Source organism: Nonomuraea sp. MTCD27, assembly GCF_041950495.1.
Classification (GTDB): domain Bacteria; phylum Actinomycetota; class Actinomycetes; order Streptosporangiales; family Streptosporangiaceae; genus Nonomuraea.
The window spans coordinates 244,202-264,996 of sequence record NZ_JBGNUW010000006.1 but is presented as its reverse complement, the minus strand read 5'-3'; the positions used below and the strand labels follow the sequence as shown (position 1 = coordinate 264,996).

The 20,795-nt window shown below is 72.0% G+C and carries 17 protein-coding genes; 11 read left to right on the top strand and 6 right to left on the bottom strand.

What is annotated here, in order from left to right:
• Positions 1 to 51 precede the first annotated feature (51 nt).
• Positions 52 to 1,260 carry a M24 family metallopeptidase gene (locus ACBJ59_RS20130; protein ID WP_375111739.1) on the top strand — a complete coding sequence of 403 codons (1,209 nt, stop codon included), beginning with the start codon at positions 52 to 54 and terminating at the stop codon, positions 1,258 to 1,260.
• 1 nt (position 1,261) lies between these two features.
• On the opposite strand, the gene ACBJ59_RS20125 is transcribed toward ACBJ59_RS20130, so the two are convergent.
• The 4 genes from ACBJ59_RS20125 to ACBJ59_RS20110 are packed head-to-tail and all read right to left on the bottom strand — an operon-like array spanning position 1,262 to position 4,905.
• The gene (locus tag ACBJ59_RS20125; RefSeq protein WP_375111738.1) at positions 1,262 to 3,319 is read right to left on the bottom strand and encodes a molybdopterin cofactor-binding domain-containing protein; all 2,058 of its coding nucleotides are present in this window, start codon (positions 3,317 to 3,319) and stop codon (positions 1,262 to 1,264) included.
• Positions 3,316 to 3,765, bottom strand: a complete 450-nt coding sequence (locus ACBJ59_RS20120) for a (2Fe-2S)-binding protein (protein WP_375111737.1) — start codon at positions 3,763 to 3,765, stop codon at positions 3,316 to 3,318. The genes ACBJ59_RS20125 and ACBJ59_RS20120 overlap by 4 nt, the downstream gene beginning before the upstream one ends.
• Entirely contained in the window at positions 3,762 to 4,421 is a 660-nt protein-coding gene (locus ACBJ59_RS20115; protein WP_375111736.1) for a GntR family transcriptional regulator, read from the bottom strand. Before ACBJ59_RS20115 ends, ACBJ59_RS20120 begins: the two co-directional genes overlap by 4 nt.
• The gene (locus ACBJ59_RS20110; RefSeq protein WP_375111735.1) at positions 4,408 to 4,905 is read right to left on the bottom strand and encodes a VOC family protein; all 498 of its coding nucleotides are present in this window, start codon (positions 4,903 to 4,905) and stop codon (positions 4,408 to 4,410) included. The genes ACBJ59_RS20115 and ACBJ59_RS20110 overlap by 14 nt, the downstream gene beginning before the upstream one ends.
• Positions 4,906 to 5,001: 96 nt before the next feature.
• On the opposite strand from ACBJ59_RS20110, the gene ACBJ59_RS20105 reads away from it, so the two are divergent.
• From ACBJ59_RS20105 to ACBJ59_RS20080, 6 genes are all read left to right on the top strand, one after another.
• Complete coding sequence (locus ACBJ59_RS20105) at positions 5,002 to 7,800, top strand: thiamine pyrophosphate-dependent enzyme (RefSeq protein ID WP_375111734.1); 2,799 nt, start codon at positions 5,002 to 5,004, stop codon at positions 7,798 to 7,800.
• Positions 7,801 to 7,969: 169 nt separating this feature from the next.
• The gene (locus ACBJ59_RS20100; protein ID WP_375111733.1) at positions 7,970 to 8,971 is read left to right on the top strand and encodes a LacI family DNA-binding transcriptional regulator; all 1,002 of its coding nucleotides are present in this window, start codon (positions 7,970 to 7,972) and stop codon (positions 8,969 to 8,971) included.
• Between the two features lie 14 nt (positions 8,972 to 8,985).
• Positions 8,986 to 10,254, top strand: a complete 1,269-nt coding sequence (locus tag ACBJ59_RS20095) for an extracellular solute-binding protein (protein WP_375111732.1) — start codon at positions 8,986 to 8,988, stop codon at positions 10,252 to 10,254.
• A complete protein-coding gene (locus ACBJ59_RS20090; protein ID WP_375111731.1) occupies positions 10,251 to 11,123 on the top strand; it encodes a carbohydrate ABC transporter permease in 873 nt (290 codons plus the stop codon). The genes ACBJ59_RS20095 and ACBJ59_RS20090 overlap by 4 nt, the downstream gene beginning before the upstream one ends.
• Positions 11,123 to 11,929, top strand: a complete 807-nt coding sequence (locus tag ACBJ59_RS20085) for a carbohydrate ABC transporter permease (protein ID WP_364136177.1) — start codon at positions 11,123 to 11,125, stop codon at positions 11,927 to 11,929. The genes ACBJ59_RS20090 and ACBJ59_RS20085 overlap by 1 nt, the downstream gene beginning before the upstream one ends.
• Positions 11,930 to 11,948: 19 nt before the next feature.
• The gene (locus ACBJ59_RS20080) at positions 11,949 to 13,319 is read left to right on the top strand and encodes a sulfatase-like hydrolase/transferase (RefSeq protein WP_375111730.1); all 1,371 of its coding nucleotides are present in this window, start codon (positions 11,949 to 11,951) and stop codon (positions 13,317 to 13,319) included.
• Positions 13,320 to 13,463: 144 nt separating this feature from the next.
• Here the strand turns inward: ACBJ59_RS20080 and ACBJ59_RS20075 are convergent, their stop codons facing one another.
• The gene (locus ACBJ59_RS20075; RefSeq protein WP_375111729.1) at positions 13,464 to 15,008 is read right to left on the bottom strand and encodes a M28 family metallopeptidase; all 1,545 of its coding nucleotides are present in this window, start codon (positions 15,006 to 15,008) and stop codon (positions 13,464 to 13,466) included.
• Positions 15,009 to 15,152: 144 nt separating this feature from the next.
• On the opposite strand from ACBJ59_RS20075, the gene ACBJ59_RS20070 reads away from it, so the two are divergent.
• Entirely contained in the window at positions 15,153 to 15,998 is an 846-nt protein-coding gene (locus ACBJ59_RS20070) for an aldo/keto reductase (RefSeq protein ID WP_375111728.1), read from the top strand.
• Positions 15,999 to 16,041: 43 nt separating this feature from the next.
• Here ACBJ59_RS20070 and ACBJ59_RS20065 read toward each other — a convergent pair whose 3' ends face one another.
• Positions 16,042 to 18,000: a glycosyl hydrolase family 18 protein gene (locus ACBJ59_RS20065; protein ID WP_375111727.1), complete on the bottom strand. Its 1,959-nt coding sequence runs from the start codon at positions 17,998 to 18,000 to the stop codon at positions 16,042 to 16,044.
• Between the two features lie 234 nt (positions 18,001 to 18,234).
• Here ACBJ59_RS20065 and ACBJ59_RS20060 point away from each other — a divergent pair, with 234 nt between their 5' ends.
• From ACBJ59_RS20060 to ACBJ59_RS20050, 3 genes are all read left to right on the top strand, one after another.
• Positions 18,235 to 18,591, top strand: coding sequence for a luciferase family protein (locus tag ACBJ59_RS20060; protein WP_375111726.1), 357 nt, complete (start codon positions 18,235 to 18,237; stop codon positions 18,589 to 18,591).
• A gap of 80 nt (positions 18,592 to 18,671) precedes the next feature.
• On the top strand, positions 18,672 to 19,976 hold the full coding sequence (locus ACBJ59_RS20055; protein WP_375111725.1) for a Tm-1-like ATP-binding domain-containing protein: 1,305 nt from the start codon (positions 18,672 to 18,674) through the stop codon (positions 19,974 to 19,976).
• Positions 19,973 to 20,794, top strand: coding sequence for a phosphoenolpyruvate hydrolase family protein (locus ACBJ59_RS20050; protein WP_375111724.1), 822 nt, complete (start codon positions 19,973 to 19,975; stop codon positions 20,792 to 20,794). The genes ACBJ59_RS20055 and ACBJ59_RS20050 overlap by 4 nt, the downstream gene beginning before the upstream one ends.
• Position 20,795 lies beyond the last annotated feature (1 nt).

Sequence of the window (20,795 nt, the reverse complement as noted above, 5' to 3'; positions counted from 1 at the left end):
ACTGGGCCGATCACTGGGCCGGTCGCAGGGCCGCTGCCCGCGCCCGGGCACATGTCCGTGGACTACGAGCGGCGCGTCGACTTCGACCGGCTCCGGGACCACCGGCTGCGCCGCGCCCGCGCCGCGCTGGAGGGCAGCGAGTGCGGGGCGTTCCTGCTGTTCGACTTCTACAACATCAGGTACGTCACCCAGACCTGGATCGGCGGCGCCCTCGGCGACAAGATGACCAGGTACGCCCTGCTCGCCCGCGACGCCCCGCCGAGACTCTGGGACTTCGGCTCCGCCGCCCGCCACCACCGCCTGCACAGCCCCTGGCTGGACCCCGCCGACTGCCACGCGGGCATGCTGGGCCTGCGCGGCGCCATCGCCCCCACGGCCGGGCTGATGGCCGACGCGGTCCGCCAGATCAAAGGCCTGCTGAGCGACGCCGGGCTGGACGGCGCGCCCGTGGGGGTGGACATCGTCGAGCCGCCGTTCCTGTTCGAGATGCAGCGGCAGGGATTACGCGTGGTGGACTGCCAGCAGCTCATGCTGGACGCCCGCGTCATCAAGTCCACCGACGAGATCATGCTGCTCACCCAGGCGGCCGCCATGGTGGACGGCGTCTACCAGGACGTCATGGAGGCGCTGAAGCCCGGCATCCGGGAGAACGAGATCGTCGCGCTGGTCAACAAGCGCCTCTACGAGATGGGCTCCGACCAGGTGGAGGCGGTCAACGCGGTGAGCGGCGAGCGCTGCAACCCGCATCCGCACAACTTCTCCGACCGGCTGATCCGGCCCGGTGACCAGGCGTTCTTCGACATCATCCACTCCTTCAACGGCTACCGGACGTGCTACTACCGCACGTTCGGCGTCGGGAGCGCGACGGCCGCGCAGCGGGAGGCGTACGCCAGGGCGCGGGAGTGGATGGACGCCTCGATCGGCATGATCAAGCCGGGTGTGGGGAGCGACCAGGTGGCCGCCGTGTGGCCGCCGGCCACCGAGTTCGGGTTCGAGGACGAGATGGCGGCGTTCGGGCTGCAGTTCGGGCACGGGCTGGGGCTCGGGCTGCACGAGCGGCCGATCATCTCGCGGCTCAACAGCATGCGGGAGCCGATCGAGCTGCGGGCCGGAATGGTGTTCGCGCTGGAGACGTACTGCCCGGCGAGCGACGGGTTCTCGGCGGCCAGGATCGAGGAGGAGGTCGTGGTCACGCCGGAGGGGTGCCGGGTGCTGACGCTGTTCCCGGCACAGGACCTGGTCGTGGCCAACGCCTACTGAGTCACTCGATGGCCCTGATCACCGCTTCCCGGTCCAGCGGGAGGTCGCGGACGCGGACCTCGATCGTGGCGGCCACCGCGTTCGCGATCGCCGCCGCCACCGGGCCCTGAGCCGCCTCGCCCGCGCCCACCGACGGCGTGCCCGGGTGCTCGACCAGCTCCACCACCACCTCCGGCGCCTCGCTGAAGCGCAGGATCGGGTAGGCCTCCCAGTCGCCGCTGGTGATCGCGTGCCGGTCGAACCGCACCCGCTCCTTCAGCGTCCAGCTCACCGCCTGGGTGGCGCCGCCCTCGATCTGGTTGCGCACGCCGTCGGGGTTGACGACCTGGCCGACGTCCACGGCGATGGTCAGGCGGCGCACCCGTACGTCCTGCTCGGCCTCCACCTCCGCCACGGCCGCGCAGTACGCGCCCACACCCTTGTACTGCGCGAACCCCAGCCCGAGCCCGGGGGCGCCCCAGCCGGCCGCCGCGGCCGCCCGCCGCAGGACCTCCTGCCCGCGCGGGTCGCCCAGGTGGTCCAGCCGGTACGCCAGCGGGTCGCGCCCGGCGGCCAGGGCCAGCTCGTCCATGAACGACTCGATCGCGAAGACGTTCATGAACGCCCCCAGCGACCGCAGCGCCGACGAGCGGATCGGCGTCTCCAGCACGCGGTGGCCGGTCACCGCGACCCGCGGGAAGTCGTAGATCGGCGCCGCGTTGCGGGTCATCCCCCAGCCTCCCCGCTCCGGCGGGTCGGTGGCCGCCGGGTACGTCCACGGGCGCTCCAGGTGGGCCCCGGCGAGCAGGCCGGGCACCCCGGCGTAACCCGGGCGGCTGATGTGGCCCTGGCTCCACACGTCGTAGTCCCAGAACCGCACCGTCCCGGCCTCGTCCACCACCGCCGCCACGTCCACCGACATGGCCGAGCCGAACGGCGCCCACGTCAGCTCGTCCCGCCTGCTCCACCGCACCTGCACCGGCCGGCCGCCGGCCTCCCGGGCCAGCAGGGCCGCGTCGAGCGCCACGTCGTCGGCGGCGTTGTGGCCGTAGCAGCCGGCGCCCTCGACGTGGCGCACCTCGATCCGCTCCTCGTCCAGGCCCAGGATCCGGGCCAGGGCCGTCCTGAGCGGGTGGACGCCCTGGGTGTGGCTCCAGACCTCCAGGGTGCCGTCGGCGTTCCAGCGGGCGGCGGCGCAGCTCGGGGCGATCGAGGCGTGGGCGATGAAGGGCCTGCTGTAGGTGGCCGTCCGTAGCTCCCCGTCAGGTCTTTCCCCGGCCGGTTCCCGCACGCGGACGGTTTCGTGCGGGCCGGTGCGGAGGAAGGTGCGCAGGTCGTGCTCGTCGGGCAGGGTGTCGCGGTCGTCCCATTCGGCGGCCTTGCGCAGCCGGTTCAGGGCGCGGTCCGCCTCGGGTTCGGTCTCGGCCAGCACGCCCAGGAACGAGCCGTCGCGCACCACGCGCAGGTCCGGCTGGGGGGTGAGGTGGCGCAGCCGGGCGGCGGGGGAGGGCGGGCGCAGCACCCGGCCGTAGAGCTGGCCCGGCAGGCGCAGGTCGTGGACGAACCTGGGCCGCCCGGCGACCTTGTCGGGCAGGTCGAGCCTGGGCACGCTGACCCCCACGTACACCGGCGCCGCCTCCACGGCGTTCACCGTGGCCTCCGGGGCGGGGCCGACGGGCGGGCCACCGGGGTGTGCGCCCGGGCCGGCCGCTTTGGCCAGGTCGGCGTAGGTCGCGGTCAGGTCGCCGCAGCGGAACTCGCCGCGCCGTACCGTCACCTCGCCGGGGGCGACGCCCCAGCGGCGGGCTGCCTCGGCGGCGCAGGCGGCCCTGACGCGGGCGCACGCCTCGCGCAGCGGCGGGCCCGAGTGGGAGATCGACCGGCTCCCCGCCGTGATCCCCTCGTCCGGCCCCGCACCCGTACGGGCGGGCAGGATTCGCACCTGCCCCAGGTCGGCCCCCAGCGCGTCGGCCGCGATCTGGGCCAGCGCCGTGAGCACCCCCTGCCCCAGCTCCACCTTCCCGGCCCGGACCAGGACGATCCCGTCGTCCCGCACCGTGACCGCGTCGTCGCCGCTCATTCCGCCGCCTTCAGCACGGCGCGGACCACGCGCCGCTGGACCCCGCAGCGGCACAGGTTGCGGTCGAGCGCCGCCACCACCGCCTCCTCGTCCGGCCGGGGGTCGGCGGCCAGCAGCGCGGCGGCGCTGACCATGATCCCCGACAGGCAGTAGCCGCACTGCCCCGCCTGCTCCTCCAGGATCGCCCGCTGCACCGGGTGCAGGGAGTCACCGGCAGCCAGCCCCTCGACCGTCACCACCTCCCGCCCCTCGCAGGCCGACAGCGGTGTGTCGCAGGCCGCCGTGACCCGCCCGTCGAGCAGCACGAAGCACGCCCCGCACAACCCCACCCCGCAGCCGAACCGGGTCCCCACCAGCCCCAGCTCGCCGCGCAGCACGTCGAGCAGCGGGGTGTCCGGATCGGACCCCGCCTCCACGGCCGCGCCGTTCACGATCATCCCCGTCATCCCCGTTTACCTCCGTCCCCGAACACTTCCGGGTGCTGTGAAAGCTCTACCCGGGTACGCCTGATATGACCGCTCAGGTACCGTTCCGCATCCACGGCGTCGCGCCGTTCGATCGCGTCCAGCAGCAGCCGGTGCTCGGCGTTGACCACCCACCGCCGCGACGGGCCGGTCAGCCGCATGAACGCCCGCCGGTAGTGCTGGGTCGCGTTCCACATCCGCACGACCATCGACGAGAGCTGCTCGATGCCGCACCCGGAGTAGGTCAGCAGGTGGAACTCGCGGTCGAGCGCCAGGAACTCGCCGATGTCGGTGTTGGCCTCGATCTTGTCCTGGATCAGCCCGAGCCTGCGGTGGTCGCCGGCGGTCAGGTGGGGGATGCTCTCGGTCAGGGCGAGGGGTTCGAGCCGCTCGCGCATCTGGTAGATCACGTCCACCTCGTGCCCGCCGAGCCGGGGCACCCTCGCGCCCCTGCGCGGGTGGTGCTCGGTGAGCCCCTCGGCCGCCAGCATGCGCAGCGCCTCGCGCACGGGCAGCCGGCTGGCCCCGAGCCGCTCGGCCAGCTCCTCCTGCCGGATGCGTTCCCCGGGCGCGATCGCGCCGCTGAGTATGGCCTCGCGCAGGTGCGCGGCCACCCGCTCGCTCTCAGGCACCCGCACGGTCGAACGCCTTGCCACCCGGGTACGACACCAGCTCGAACTGCATTCCCCACGGCGCCAGGAAGTACACCCACCGCTGCCCCTCGCTGGGCCCCCTGCTGGCGGTGGGCTCGCCGAGCACCTGGACCCCGCGCTCCCGCAGGTAGGCCACGGCGGCGTCGATGTCCTCCACGTACAGCGCCACGTGGTGCCCGCCGACGTCGCTGTTCCTGGGCACCTCGGGATGCCGGCCCGGCGCCGAGTACTGGAACACCTCGAAGATCGCCTGGCCGCCGCACCTGAAGAAGTGCAGCCGCTCCATCACGGCCCGCGGATGCACGTTGAGGTGCTCCTTCATCCACGGGCCGTCGTCGTGCCGGTAGGGGCCGAGCGAGTACATGTACTCGCAGCCGAGCACGTCCACCAGGAACTCCCTGGCCTCCTCCAGATCGGGCACCGTGAAGCCGATGTGGTCCACCCGGCTCAGCCCTGGAAGTCCGCTCATACCGGCCCCTTCCCTTTTGGATCCAATCCAGCCTACGTCCGCCCTCGGAGGGCTGTAAGGACTGTTCTTTGGATCCAGAGCGTGTAAGGCTGAGGAATGCCCCAGCATCACGGGCTCGAACCGCCCGCGCCCTGGGTCGAGGTCGTCGCCACCGACGAGGACTGGGACGCCGCCGACCCCCACCTGCTGACGAGCATGCTCGGCCAGCTCCTGCTGATCAGGACGTTCGAGGAGTACGTGCTCGACCTCGCCCGGTCGGGCCTGGTGCACGGCCCGGCCCACTCCAGCATCGGCCAGGAGGGCGGCGCGGTCGGCTCGGTCCTGTCGCTGGCGCCGGGCGACACGGTCAACGGCTCCCACCGGGGGCACCACCAGTTCCTGGCCAAGGCGCTGGCGTACGTGGAGCCGAAGGGCATCGATCCGACCAGGGACTTCTCGCCCGAGGTGCGCGAGGTGCTGCTGCGCACGCTCGCCGAGATCTGCGGCCTGGACCGGGGCTTCAGCCACGGCCGGGGCGGCTCCATGCACCTGCGCTGGGAGGAGGCCGGGGCGATCGGCACCAACGCGATCGTCGGGGGCGGCGTGCCGTTCGCGGCGGGGTCGGCGTGGGCGCACCGGCGGGCGGGGACCGGGGCGGTCGCGGTCACGTACTTCGGCGACGGGGCCGCCAACATCGGCTCCACGCTGGAGACGCTCAACCTGGCCGCCGCCTGGCGGCTGCCGCTCTGCTTCTTCGTCGAGAACAACCGCTACGCCGTCTCCACCGGCGTGGCCGAGGCGACCGCCGAGCCGCGCCTGTCGGCCCGCGGCCCCGGCTTCGGCGTGGCCAGCTGGAAGGTGGACGGCATGGACCCGCTGGCCGTCCACCTGGCCATGCGCGAGGTGCTCGGGCACCTGCGGGCGGGCCGCGGCCCCGCCCTCGTCGAGGCGGACGTCTACCGCTACTTCCACCAGAACGGCCCCCTGCCCGGCAGCGCCTTCGGCTACCGGACCAAGGAGGAGGAGCGGGAGTGGCGGGCCCGCGACCCGATCGAGCGGCTGGCCGGCCACCTGTCGCGCCGCGGCCTCCTCGGGCGCCCCGACGTCGACGCCGCCGCCGCGCGGGCCAGGGAGCTCATGGCGGACGTGGGCGGCGTCCTGATCGAGCCCGTCCCCGGCGGCCGGCCGGGACAGCGCAGGATCCGGCCGGCCGAGTGGCCCGACCCGGGATTCGCGCACGTGGGCGTGCGCGGCGACCTCGCCGAGTTCGCGGGCGCGCGGACGGCGGACCGGGACACGTTCACGGGGGAGCTGGCCGAGCGGAAGTTCATCGACGCCGTGGCCAAGGTGATGGCGCGGCGCATGCGTACGGACGAGTCGATCGTCGTGCTCGGCGAGGACGTGCACCGGCTCAACGGCGGCACCAACGGCGCCACCCGCGGGCTCAAGGAGTCCTTCCCCGACCGCGTCCTGGGCACCCCCATCAGCGAGAACGCCTTCACCGGCCTGGCCGGCGGCATCGCCTCGGACGGCCGGTACACGCCGGTGGTCGAGCTCATGTACGCCGACTTCATGTGGGTCGCCGCCGACCAGCTCTTCAACCAGATCGCCAAGGCCAGGCACATGTACGGGGGCGACGACGCCATGCCGCTCGTCCTGCGCAGCAAGGTCGCCATGGGAACCGGGTACGGCTCCCAGCACTCCATGGACCCCGCCGGCCTCTTCGCCACCGCCCCCGGCTGGCGGATCGTGGCGCCCACGACGCCGTTCGACTACGTGGGGCTGATGAACAGCGCGCTGCTCTGCCGCGACCCCGTCGTCGTGCTGGAGCACGTCGACCTGTACAACTCGACCGGGGAGTGCCCGGTGGACGACCTGGACTACTGCCTGCCGGTCGGGCGGGCGGCCGTGCGCCGGGCCGGGTCGCGGGTGACCGTGCTGACGTACCTGGCGATGACCTCGTACGTGCTGCGGGCGGTCGAGGCGTCCGGGGTGGACGCGGAGGTGATCGACCTGCGCTGGCTCGACCGGGCCAGCCTGGACTGGGAGACGATCGGGGCCAGCGTCGGGAAGACGCGCAACGTGCTCATCGCCGAGCAGGGGCCGGTGGGGCCGTCCTACGGCGGGTGGCTGGCCGACGAACTCCAGCGCCGCTTCTTCGGCCGGCTGGAGCAGCCGGTGCGGCGGGTGACCGGCGGGGAGGCGTCGCCGAGCATCAGCAAGGTGCTGGAGCGGGCGGCCATCGCCAGGGACGAGGAGGTGGCCGCCGCGCTCACCGAGATGACGGCGCATCCGAGCGGCCGGGAGGCCGGGGGCGAGCAGCACCTCTGCCTGCGCGGCACGGCTCAGCTGGACAGGCTGCTCAAGCTCCGCCGGCGCCTCGGCGACGGCACCGGCCGACCCGTCTCCGTCACCGACTTCGTGATCAAGGCGGCCGCGCACGCGTACCGGCTGGTCCCCGCCATGAACGTCGCCCGGACCCCGGAGGGCACCAGGACGTTCGAGACGGTGGACCTGGCCGTCTCCGCCGACGGCGGCCCGGTCGCCCCCGTGCTCAGGTCGGTGGAGCGGCAGTCCCTCACCTCCGTCGCCGCCGCCGTCGAGGAGCTCGCCGGCCGGGCCAGGGCCGGGACGCTCCGGAGCGACGAGCTGGAGGGCGGGGTCATGACCGTGACGAGCCTCGGCCCGCACGACGTGGCGGAGGTCGCCGCCACCGTCGGCCCGGCCCGGTCCGCGGCCCTCGCCGTGGGGGCGGTGCGGGAGGAGCCGGTGGTCAGGGGCGGCCGGGTGAAGGCCGGCCCGGTGCTGCGGGTGACGCTGTCGGTCGATCGGCGTGCGGTCGACGGCGCGGTGGCCGCCGCCTGGATGGAGGCGTTCCTCGGCCTGCTGGCCGACCCCGTCCGCGTTCTCGGCTGAAACGCGCTCACCTATTGCCCGGGCGGCACGTGAGGAATACGGTGTTAATCGTTTCACACCGGCCGGCGGCCGAGAGGTGAAGACTCTCCATACATTGACCTGCTCACCGAGATCCGAGCCGACAAATTTCCCCATATCCCTGTAGGGAATGCTAGGTTATTCGACTAACATGAGACCAACAGCGCGACAAGTGGCCGAGCTGGCGAACGTGTCAGTGGCGACCGTCTCCTACGTCCTCAGCGGCCGCGACCGACCCGTGGCCGCCGAGACCAGGCAGCGGGTGCTCGATGCCGCCAGGCAGCTCGGCTACACCCCCAACCAGGCCGCCAGGAGCCTGCGCAAGCGCCGCACCCAGCGGGTCTGCCTGGTGCTGAGCTCGTTCGGCGGCGTGCCCACCGACGAGCGGCTGGCCACGGACCTGCACGAGATGGCCGACGCGCGGGGCTACTCCGTGGTCTCGCTCGCCGTCTACTCCGAGGCCCGCGCGAACGCCGCCATCGACGTGCTGCGCGGCGGCATCGCCGACGGCGCCCTGATCAACGTCGTCGGCGACCACCTCACCCAGGACCTGCTCGGCGGGCTGGCCGCCACCGGGCTGCCGATGGTGGTGCTGAGCAACGAGAGCGGGCTGGCGGGCTGCGACGTCGTACGCACCCCGGAGACGGAGGCGTGCGCCGAGGCGGTCGAGCACCTGCTGGCCACGGGCCGGCGGCGGATCGCGTTCATGGCGCACCGGCACGAGCTCTACCGCGACCGGCCCGCGGGGCGGCTCCTCGGCTACAGCACCGCCCTGGACCGGCACGGCGTGCAGGAGCGGATCGTCACCGGGGGCGCCGACGACCGCGTGTCGGCGTACCAGACGGCGACCGAGCTCCTGCGCTCCCCCGACCGGCCCGACGCGATCTTCGCCGCCTCCGACCGGGCGGCGATCAGTGCCATCTGGGCCGCCCGGGACCTGGGGCTGAGCGTGCCCGGCGACGTCGCGATCGTCGGCGCGGGCAACATCGACGAGGGTCTCATCAGCAATCCGCAGCTCAGCACGGTCGGCCCGATCCGGCACGACTACACCGACGTCGTACGCCTGCTCTTCGACCGCCTCCAGGCCGAGGAGCCGCCGCCCGCCCGCGAGATCGTCCGCTCCTGGACCTTCATGCGGCGGGGCTCGTCCTAGAAGGGAAATCCGAGATGCCTTCCCACCCCTCACGCCGTGACCTGCTCCGACTCGTCGGGGCGGCCGCCGCGGTGCCCGTCCTGTCCTCCTGCGCGGGAGCGCCGACCACGCAGAGCTCCGCCGCCCCCGGCACCTTCACCGTCTACTGGAACGCGGGCCACGACTACCAGGCCTACCGCAAGGTGATCGCCGAGTTCGAGCAGGCCAACAAGGTCAAGGTCAACCTGCAGAAGTACCAGTGGCCCGACCTGCGCACCAGGCTGCTGGCCGACTTCGCCTCCGGGACCGTGCCCGACCTGGTGGAGGAGCCCGGCGGGTGGGTGCAGGAGTTCGCCGTCTCCGGCAACGCCCGCTCGCTGCAGGACTACGTGGACCGCGACGGCCAGGCCATGGGCTTCCCCTCGGACTGGCAGCCGGTGACGGTCGAGCGCAACTCGTACCAGGGCAAGGTGTACGGCGTGCAGCTCCACCTGACCTGCAACACCCTCTTCTACAACAAGGCCATGCTCAGGGACGCCGGGGTCGAGGTGCCGACCACCTGGGAGGAGTTCCTCGACGCGGCGAAGAAGCTGACCAAGGACGGCGTGTACGGCGTCGCGCTCAACCAGGACTACCTCTACGTCTGGCCCTGGCTCACCCAGGCCGGCGTCACCCCGTACGACCCGCAGACCGGCAAGGTCATGACGCCCATCGAGGACGCGGTCGCCGCCCTGCAGTTCCAGGCCGACCTGATCCACAAACACAAGGTCGCCCCCGTGCCGGTGTCCGGCACCGACTACTCGGGACCGCAGAAGCTGTTCTCGGCCAAGCGCGCCGCGATGATCTTCACCGGCCCCTGGGACCTGGACCCGATCAAGAAGACCAGCCCCGACATCGAGCTCGGCGTCGCGCCGCCGCTGAAGCACAAGACGCAGGCCACGCAGGCGGCCGGGGTGAGCATGTTCGTGCCCGCCAAGGCGGCCCGGCCCGACCTGTCGTGGGACTTCATCAAGCGCATCACGGCCATCGAGGTCGAGCAGGCCGCCACCAAGGAGACGGGCATGCTCATGCCGCGCGTCTCCTGGACCGAGCTGCCCGAGGTGCAGTCGAACGAGGTCATTAAGGTCTTCGCCGACGCGCTGCCGTACGCGAAGGACTCCTCCCAGGAGGTGCGCCTGACCGGCCAGCTCGGCAAGTGGGACGAGCAGCTCAAGGTCATGTACCAGCAGGTGATCATCCAGAACCAGCCGGCCGCCGAGGTGCTGCCCAAGTTCGCCGAGACGGCGGAGGGCTTCCTGAAGTGAGGCCCCGCACGTTGTCCGGCCGCTACGCCAGGACCGCCTACCTCTTCCTGCTCCCGGCGATCCTGTTCTTCGCGGCCTTCTTCTACCTGCCGATCGGCAACGTGGTGGCCACGAGCTTCCGCACGGGGCCGATGGCCGACCAGTGGACGGGCCTGGGCAACTACACCCAGGCCCTGGCCGACCCCTCCGTCCGGCACTCGTTCCTGGTCACGGTGGGCTTCGCGGTGATGGTGGTGATCGGGTCGATCGTGCTCGGGCTGGCCCTGGCGATGGCGATCGACCAGCCGCTCAAGGGGCGGGTGGCCTTCCGGGTGCTGCTGCTGGTGCCCTACCTGACCTCGGTGGCGATCGTCGGGCTGCTGTGGCGCAACATCCTCGACCCCGAGCTGGGCGTGCTGAACCGGGCGCTGGACGCGATGGGGCTGCCCGAGCAGCAGTGGCTCAACACCTCGCCGCTGCTCACGATCGCCGCCGTCACGCTCTGGCAGAGCGTCGGCTACACGATGGTGCTGTTCCTGGCCGGGCTGCAGGGCATCCCGGAGACCTACCACGAGGCCGCCAAGATCGACGGGGCGGACGCCTGGCGCCGGTTCTGGCGGATCACGCTGCCGCTGCTCGCCCCGACCACGCTGTTCGTGTCGGTGATGGCGGTCATCTCGGGGCTGCAGGCGTTCGGGCAGGCGTACATCATCACCGGCGGCGGCCCCGGCGACGCCACCGACCTGTCGGTCTTCCACATCTTCAACGTCGCCTTCCGCACCAGGGACTTCGGCTACTCCTCGGCGCAGTCGGTGCTGCTGCTGGTCGTGATCGTGGCGTTCACCCTGGTCCAGCTGCGGGCGGGGCGGCGCGGGGAGGTCACGTACTGATGCGCAAGGCGCTGCTCTACACCCTGCTCGGCGTGGCCTCGCTCGTCACCGTCGTGCCGCTGCTCTACATGCTCTCGCTGTCGCTGCAGACCGAGGCCGAGACGCTGTCGGCCGAGGCCGTCCTGGTGCCGGAGTCGCCGCAGTGGGGCAACTACGCCGAGCTGTTCACCCGGGCGCCGTTCGGGAACTTCATCGTCAACAGCCTCGTCGTGGCCGGCCTCATCACGCTGGCGCACCTGCTGTTCGACCCGCTCGTCGGGTACGTGTTCGCCAAGTTCCGGTTCCCGCTGCGCAACACGCTGTTCGTGGCCCTGCTGGCCACGCTGATGGTGCCGTTCTTCGTGCGCATGATCCCGCTGTACGTGCTGATGGCCAACATGGGCTGGCTCAACACGTACCAGGGATTGATCACGCCGTTCCTCATGGACGCGTTCGGGATCTTCCTCATGCGACAGTTCATCCAGCCCATCCCCGACGACCTGATCAGCGCCGCGCGTATCGACGGCGCCTCCGAGCTGCGGATCTACCGCAGCGTCATCCTGCCGCAGACGCGGCCGGCGCTGGCCGTGCTCGGGCTGTTCACGTTCGTCTTCCAGTGGAACGAGTTCCTCTGGCCGCTGGTCGCCACCAGCACGCCCGAGATGCGCACCATCCCGGTCGGGCTCACCCTGTTCAACCAGGAGTACTTCACGCTGTGGCACCTCACCGCCGCCGGCTCGGTGATCCTCTTCGTCCCCACCGCCGTCCTGTTCATCCTGACCCAGAGATACTTCGTACGCGGTATCGCGCTGACCGGCCTCAAATAGTTCGACAGGAGTCCTCCTTTTGCGCCCGAACGTGATCGTCGTCTTCACCGACCAGCAGCGGTGGGACACCGTCGGTCCCTTCACCCCGAACCTCGACAGAATGGCCAGGAACGGTACGCAGGCCACGGTCGCGCTCACCCCGCAGCCGGTGTGCGCGCCGGCCCGCGCGGCCCTGCAGACGGGCCGCTACCCGACCACGACCGGCGTCTACCGCAACGGCCGCGTGCTGCGCCCCGAGGAGCGCACGCTGGCCCACCACTTCGGCGCGGCCGGCTACGCCACCGGCTACATCGGCAAGTGGCACCTGGCCGGCAGCGAGCCGGTCCCCGAGGAGCAGCGCGGCGGCTACCGGTCGTGGCTGGCGGCCAACGCCCTGGAGCACACCTCCGACGCCTACCGCACCATCGTGTTCGACGAGGCGAACGACCCCGTCCTGCTGCCCGGCTACCGCTCCGACGCCCTCGTGGACGCGGCCGTGCGCTTCGTCGCCGACCACGCCGACGACCCGTTCTACCTGTTCCTGTCGTTCCTGGAGCCGCACCACCAGAACGAGGTGGACAACTACCCGGCGCCCGAGGGTTACGAGGAGCGCTATCAGGGCCGCTGGATGCCGCCGGACCTGGCCGCGCTCGGCGGCACGGCCCACCAGCACATGGGCGGCTACCTGGGCCAGGTCAAGCGCCTGGACGAGGGCCTGGGCCGGCTCCTGGACGCGCTGCGCAGCATGGACCTGCTGGACGACACGATCGTCGCGTACACCTCCGACCACGGCAACCACTTCAAGACCCGCAACGGCGAGTACAAGCGCTCCTGCCACGACGCCTCCCTGCGCGTGCCGCTGGCGCTGCGCGGGCCCGGCTTCGACGGCGGCGGCGCGATCTCGCGCCCGGTCAGCACCATCGACCTGCCGCCCACGCTGCTGGAGGCCGCCGGGCTGCCCGTGCCCGAGGAGATGCAGGGCCGCTCCTTCCTGCCCCTGATCCGCGACCCCCGGTCCGCCGAGTGGCCGGAGGAGGTGTTCTTCCAGGTGAGCGAGTCGGAGGTGGGACGCGGCATCCGCACGTCGCGGTGGAAGTACTACGCCGTCGCCGAGGACGCCCACCCCTGGGACGTGTCGGCCGCCTCCCGCTACCGCGAGCAGGCCCTGTACGACCTGGAGAACGACCCGCACGAGCTGGTCAACCTGGCCGGGTACGCGTCGCACGCGGAGGTGGCGGCGGGGCTGCGCGAGCGGCTGGTCCGCCGGATCGTGGCCGCCGGGGAGGAGCCGGCGGTCGTGGAGGCCGCAGTGGAGCGGGCGGGGCGCGAGCAGGCGATGCCGGACCCGGAGGTCCGCCTGCACGGCCCCAAACCGGTCCGCTTCGGCCACCAACGCCCCGGCACCCCCTGACACCGCCGGCCCGTGCTTCGGCCGGGATCCTTCCGGCGGAGCGGGCGGTGGCCGCCGCACCGCGGTCGGCGCACCCCCCGCCTCCCCCTCCTCAAGGACCGCAACCGGAGTGCCGCGGGCGGGGGAGGCGCGGGGCGGGGCCGGTCAGCCGGCGGCGTCGGCCGGCTTGTGGGTATGGGGCGTGTGGGCGGTGCGGGCGGCCGGGGCCGGCGTCGTGGCGCCGATGCTGCCGGTGGAGTACGCGTACGTCCCCGCCAGCGTCGCGATGGCGTCCGAGTTCACGTCCAGCGCCCGGTCGTTGACGTTCCTGATCGTGTCACAGACGCTGTGGTAGCACGGGTCGAGCGGGATGCCCGCCGTCCCGCCGAAGATCGCCGCCTCCTCCTCGGTCTTGAGCACCTCGGCCCCGGTGAACAGCCCGCCCGACGGGATGCCCACCTCGATGAACGGCCCGTAGTCGGATCGGCCGGTGAAGGCCGTCGCCGTGAACGGCAGCCCGCGCCCGGCGAAGAACTTCTCGAAGTCCTCCTCGATCACGTCGGATCCGGCGGGCCCGGCGGTGCCGAACGCGTCGCCGTCGCCGTCGTAGATCCCGAACGTGTAGTTGGGCGAGGCGATCATGTCGAAGTTGAGGTAGAGGGCGATCCTGGCCCGCTCCTCCTCCGTCAACGAGGTCACGTAGTGGTCGGAGCCGAGCAGCCCGAACTCCTCGGCGCCCCAGAAGGCGAAGCGCATCTGGTTCTTCGGCCTGGTCTTGGCCATCTGCAGCGCGACCTCCAGGACCCCGGCGCTGCCCGAGCCGTTGTCGTTGATGCCGGGCCCCTCCTGGACGCTGTCCAGGTGGGCGCCGAGCATGACGACGTTGTCCGGGTCGCCCTTCCTGCTCTGCGCGATCACGTTGTACGTGGTCCTGGTCTCCACGATCGGGTCCCAGTTCATCTGCACGGTGGTGCCCGCCGTGGCGGCCAGCTCGTCGCCGACCTCGAAGCTGGTGAAGAAGGAGGGGATCGTCACGCCCGGCCCGCCGAGCACCGGGTTGAAGTCGATCTCGGTGCGGCCCTCCTGCCCCTCGTTGAACACGACGGCCCCGGAGGCCCCGGCGGCGATGGCGTTGTCCACCTTGATGCGGAAGCTGCACGTGCCGCGCTGCATCAGCGCGATGTTGCCGGCGACGAACCCGGCGAAGTCGCTCGCCTCGCAGCCCGAGGACGAGGAGTTGGCGGCCGGCCCCGGCGGCAGCACCAGGTCCACCGGCTGCAGCGTGCCGCTGACGGCGCCCGCGGGGGAGTCCTGCATGGCGACGTAGTCGCTGAAGAATCCGTACGTGTACGTCTTCTGCTCCCCGCTGGTGCGCTTGAGCACGGGCGGGGTGACGTAGCCGTCGAAGGTGAACTCGAAGGGCTGGATCGTCACGTCGTAACCGGCGCCGCGCAGCTTGCGGGCCACGTAGTCGCGGGAGGCGTCGAAGCCGGGGGTCCCGGAGACGCGGGTGCCGCCGTTGGCGTTGGCGATGGCCTGCAACGCGTACAGGTGCTTCTTGACGTTCTTGCCTGAGACGGCCTGCACCAGCTTGCGGACGGAATGGGCGCCCGAGTGCGCCTCCGCCGGGCCGGCGAGGGTGAGGGGGGACAGGGCCACGGCCATGGCGGTGATGGTGCCGAGCACGCCTTTACGTAAACGGGAACGCATGCTGCTCCTCGAAACGTGGAGGGTGAACCGGGTCAAAATTCGCACGTGCCCCGAAAGGTATTCATCGGTGGGGTGATAGGGAAGATTGACCACGTATCCGTTGCATCACGGACTTGGAACGTCACACACGAGGTGAGAGACCGCATGCCCATATCGCTCCCGTCCACCGGCACGATCGCCATCGGCGGCAAGACCGTGCACCGCCTCGGATACGGGGCCATGAGCCTCACGGGGCCCGGCGTCTGGGGGCCGCCCGGCGACCGCGACGGGGCCGTCCGGGTCCTGCGCAGGGTGGTCGAGCTGGGTGTGAACCTGATCGACACCGCCGACTCCTACGGCCCGTACGTCAACGAGGAGCTGATCCGCGAGGCGCTGCACCCGTACCCGGAGGGGTTGCTGGTCGCGACCAAAGCCGGGTTCGTGCGCACGGGGCCCGGCCAGTGGCATGCCGTGGGGCGGCCGGAGTATCTGCGGCAGGAGGTCGAGATGAGCCTGCGCCGGCTCGGCGTGGACCGGCTGGACCTGCTGCAGCTGCACCGCGTCGACCCGCAGGTGCCACTGGAGGACCAGGTCGGCGAGCTCAAGGCGCTGCGGGACGAGGGCAAGATCGACGCGATCGGCCTGTCGGAGGTGACCGTCGAGCAGCTGGAGCGGGCGCGGCGCGTCGTCGAGATCGCCAGCGTCCAGAACCGCTACAACCTCACCCTCAGGGACTCCGAGGGCGTGCTGGACCACTGCGCGGCGCAGGGCATCGCGTTCATCCCCTACAGCCCCGTCGCCAAGGGCGCCCTGGCCGCGCCCGGCAGCCCGGTGGAGCACGTCGCCAAGGCCGTCGGGGCCACGCCTTCGCAGGTCAGCCTGGCCTGGCTGCTGGCCCGCTCCCCGGTCGTGGCGCCGATCCCCGGCACCTCCTCGATCGCCCACCTGGAGGAGAACCTGGCCGCCTCGACGGTGTCGCTGACGGCCGACCAGCTGAGCGAGCTGGGCTGAGGGGTGGGCCGGCCCCCAGGCGCGGAGGGCCGGCCCCGTCCGGTCAGCCCAGGCCGGTCTTCATGGCCGTGAGCAGCTCGGCGTTGGTGGTGTCACCGCTGAGCTCCCAGAAGAACGCGCCGCCGAGGCCCTGGTTCTTCGAGTAGCTCATCTTGCCGCCGATCGTGGCCGGCGTGTCGTAGCTCCACCACTGGTTGCCGCAGTGAGCGTACGCGGTGCCCGCGACCGTGCCGGTGGCCGGGCAGCGCGTCTTGAGGACCTTGTAGTCCTCGATGCCCTGCTCGTACGTCCCCGGCGCCGCCCCCGTGGCCGTGCCTCCTGGTGCGGCCTGCGTGACGCCGGTCCAGCCGCGCCCGTAGAAGCCGATGCCGAGCAGCAGCTTGCTCGCCGGCACGCCCTTGCTCTTGAGCTTCTGGATCGCGTTGTCGGAGTAGAAGCCGGCGATCGGGATGCCGCTGTAGTTGTTGAGCGGCGAGTGCGGGGCCGTCGGGCCCTGGGCCGCCCAGGCGCCGAAGTAGTCGTAGGTCATGACGTTGTACCAGTCCACGTACTGCGCGGCGCCGCCGTAGTCGGCCGCGTCGATCTTGCCGCCGTTGTTGCCGTCGGCGGTGATGGCGGCGGTGACCAGGTAGTTGGAGCCGAAGCGGGTGCGCAGGGCCGACATGACGTTCCTGAACGCGGCCGGTCCGCTGGTGTCGCAGGTCAGGCCGCAGGCGTTCGGGTATTCCCAGTCGATGTCGATGCCGTCGAAGACGTCCGCCCAGCGCGGGTCCTCGACCAGGTTGTAGCAGGAGTTGGCGAAGGCGGCCGGGTTCTGCGCGGCCTGGCCGAAGCCGCCGGACCAGGTCCAGCCGCCGAAGGAGAACAGCACCTTCAGGTGCGGGTGCTTCTGCTTGAGCTTGCGCAGCTGGTTGAAGCTGCCGCGCAGCGCGCCGGCGTCCCAGGTGTCGGCGACGCCGTCCACGCTCTCGCCCGCCTGGTAGAAGCGGTCGTAGTCGGCGTAGCTGTCGCCGATCGTGCACTGGCCGTTCTGCACGTTGCCGAAGGCGTAGTTGATGTGGGTCAGCTTGGCCGCGGAGCCGCTGGTGTCGATGTTCTTGACGTGGTAGCCGCGCTGGTAGACGCCCCACTGCACGAAGTAGCCGAGCACCTTGTTACCCCCGCCGCCGGTGCCGCCCGTGGTCGTGGCGCTGACGGAGTTGCTGTTGGCGGAGCGGTTGCCGGCGGCGTCGCGGGCGCGGACGGTGTAGGTGTAGGCGGTGTTGGCGGTCAGGCCGGTGTCGGTGTGGGTGGTGCCGGTGACGGTGGTGACGAGGGTGCCGCCGCGGTAGATCTCGTAGCCGGTGACGGCGACGTTGTCGGTGGAGGCGTTCCAGGCGAGTGTGACGCTGGTGTTGGTGACGCCGGTGGAGCGCAGGTTGCCGGGGACGGTCGGCGCGGCCGTGTCCGTGCCGCCGCCCGTCGTGGTGGCGCTGACGGTGTTGCTGTTGGCGGAGCGGTTGCCGGCGGCGTCGCGGGCGCGGACGGTGTAGGTGTAGGCGGTGTTGGCGGTCAGGCCGGTGTCGGTGTGGGTGGTGCCGGTGACGGTGGTGACGAGGGTGCCGCCGCGGTAGATCTCGTAGCCGGTGACGGCGACGTTGTCGGTGGAGGCGTTCCAGGCGAGTGAGACGCTGGTGTTGGTGACGCCGGTGGAGCGCAGGTTGCCGGGGACGGTCGGCGCGGCCGTGTCCGTGCCGCCGCCGCCCGTGGTCTTCCACAGGGCCGGCACGTTCGGGGGCTCCCAGCCGGGCTGGGAGGTGTGGCTCTGGACGCATTCGTACTCGACGCCGTTGTACGTGACGCGCGTGCCCGCCGGGTACGCCGTCCACGGCGCCCAGTCGGCGAACGCGGCCTGCGCCGCGGACGCGGCCGAAGCCCCGGCCGGGGCGGCGACGACCGCTGTGAGGGGCAGCACTAAGGCCGCCAGCCCGGCGAGGACCTTGCTCAGGATGGTGTGTCTCATGATGCTCCGACATCCGGTTGGGGGGTGTACGGGGGGTGGGATGCCTAGGAAACTATTAGGAAAGTTTCCTTTTAATTATGAGACGACGTTAACTCCGGGCTGCGGAAGGCGTCAATACGTAGCGGTCAGATCGTGAAATCGCGGCGCGGCGTACTCGCCCTGCGGTCGAGGGCGTGGATAACGGTTGCGGAACGGACGCTGACGCGGGGTGCGGCCGTGGCGCAGCATTGAGGTGTGGCAGGAATTACCGCCCGGTGGCGGGCGGCTGAACGCCGGGGGCCGTACGTGGCCCGTGCGGTGGCGGAGTTGCGGTCCTGGCCGGCGCTGGTGGTGAGCGACACCCGGCGCGGCCCCGTCTTCGCCGTGCGCGGCACCGAGATCCTGCGGCTGACCGGCTCGGCCGAGGTGCAGGTGCGCCTGACCGCCCCCGCGATCGACCGGCTCGGGCCCTACCTGAGCGAATGCGACCAGGTGCACGCCTGCCCCGACCGCGCCTGGGTGGCCGTGCAGGTGGACGCGGAGCCGGACCTGGAGCTGCTGTTCGCCCTCACGAGCGTGGCGATCAAGGCCCACGTGCCCGTGGAGGCGTGACCGTCCCCGCCTCGGGGGAGGCTGCAGGGTGGCGCTGTGGCGCTGTGGCAGCGAACCGGGGCTCGAAGGAGGGTCGGCGCATGGCCGTGTTGTTGCTGGGGACCTTCGACACCAAGGGCGGCGAGTACGCCTACGTCCGTGACCTGGTCACCGCCGCGGGCCAGGAGGTGGTGCTGCTCGACGCGGGCGTCATGGGCACCCCGTCCCTGACCCCCGACGTGACGGCGGCGGACGTCGCCGAGGCGGGCGGGAGCGATCTGGAGCGGCTGAGGAGCGCGGGCGACCGTGGCGCCGCGCTGCGGGCGATGGCGGACGGGGCGGCGGCCGTCGCGCGCGACCTGTACGCGCGGGGGCGGCTGAGCGGCGTGCTGGCGCTGGGCGGCAGCGGCGGCTCCTCGATCGCGGCGGCCGTCATGGCGGCACTGCCCGTGGGGCTGCCCAAGCTGCTCGTCTCCACCATGGCCGGCGGCGACGTGTCGGCGTACGTCGGCCAGAGCGACGTGACGCTCATGTACAGCGTCGTCGACGTGGCCGGGATCAACTCGATCTCCCGCCAGATCCTCGGCAACGCGGCGGCCGCGATCGCCGCGATGGCGGCCGCGTACGACGCCCGCGCGGCCGCCGGCCGCCCCGGCGGCGCGCGGCAGGACGACCGCCGCCCGGGCGGGGCGCGGCAGGACGACCGCCGTCCGCGCGAGGCGGGGCAGGACGACCGGCCGCTGGTGGCGGCCACGATGTTCGGCGTCACCACGCCCGCCGTGGACGCCGCCCGCGCCCGGCTCGAGGAGCTGGGCTACGAGGTGCTCGTGTTCCACGCCACCGGATCCGGCGGGCGGACCATGGAGGCGCTCGTCGCGAGCGGCTACTTCGCCGGCGTGCTCGACCTCACCACCACCGAGCTGGCCGACGAGCTGGTCGGCGGTGTCCTGTCGGCCGGGCCCGACCGCCTGACCGCCGCCGGGGCCGCCGGCGTGCCGCAGGTGGTCAGCCTGGGCGCGGTGGACATGGTCAACTTCGGCCCGATGGACACCGTGCCCGAGCGGTTCAGGGACCGCCTGCTGCTGGTGCACAACCCCACCGTGACGCTGATGCGGACCACGCCGGCCGAGAACGCGGAGCTCGGCCGGACGATCGGCGCCAAGCTGGCCGCCGCCACCGGGCCGGTCGCGCTGTTCGTCCCGCGCGGCGGCGTCTCCGCCGTGGACGTCGAGGGCGGCCCGTTCCACGACCCGGCGGCCGACGCCGCCTGCTTCGAGGCCGTGCTGCGGGCCGTGGCGGGCAGCGACGTGCAGGTGGTGGAGAGCGAGGACGACATCAACCGGCCCCGGTTCGCGGTTGCGGCCGCCGACCGGCTGCACGAGCTGATCCAGAAGGGAAGAGCATGAACCGGGACGAGGCGCTCGGCAGGCTGCACGGCGAGCGGAAGGCCGGCCGGCTGATCATCGGGGCCGGCGCGGGCACGGGGCTGTCCGCCAAGGCGGCCGAGACCGGCGGCGTGGATCTGATCATCATCTACAACTCCGGCCGGTTCAGGATGGCCGGGCGCGGCTCGCTGGCGGGGCTGCTGCCGTACGGGGACGCCAACGCCATCGTGGTCGAGATGGCCGGCGAGGTGCTGCCGGTGGTCAAGGACACCCCCGTGCTGGCCGGGGTGTGCGGCACCGACCCGTTCCGGCTCATGCCGCAGTTCCTCGACCAGCTGAACGCGATGGGCTTCACCGGCGTCCAGAACTTCCCCACCGTCGGCCTCATCGACGGCGTCTTCCGGGCGAACCTGGAGGAGACCGGCATGGGCTTCGACCTGGAGGTCGAGATGATCAGGCTGGCGGCCGAGCGCGGCCTGCTCACCGCCCCCTACGTGTTCAACGCCGAGCAGGCCACGGCCATGGCGGAGGCGGGCGCCGACATCCTCGTGCCGCACATGGGCCTGACCACCAAGGGCAGCATCGGGGCCAAGACCGCGCTCACCCTCGACGAGTCGGCCGTCCGCGTCCAGGAGATGCACGACGCCGCCGTGGCCGTGAACCCCGACGTCATCGTCCTGTGCCACGGCGGCCCCATCGCCGAGCCGGACGACGTCCGCTACATCCAGGAGCGCACCTCCGGCGTCGCGGGCTTCTTCGGCGCCTCGTCGATGGAGCGCCTGCCCGCCGAGCGCGCCATCGCCGACCAGCTCCGCGCCTTCAAGAACCTGCCCGCGTAGG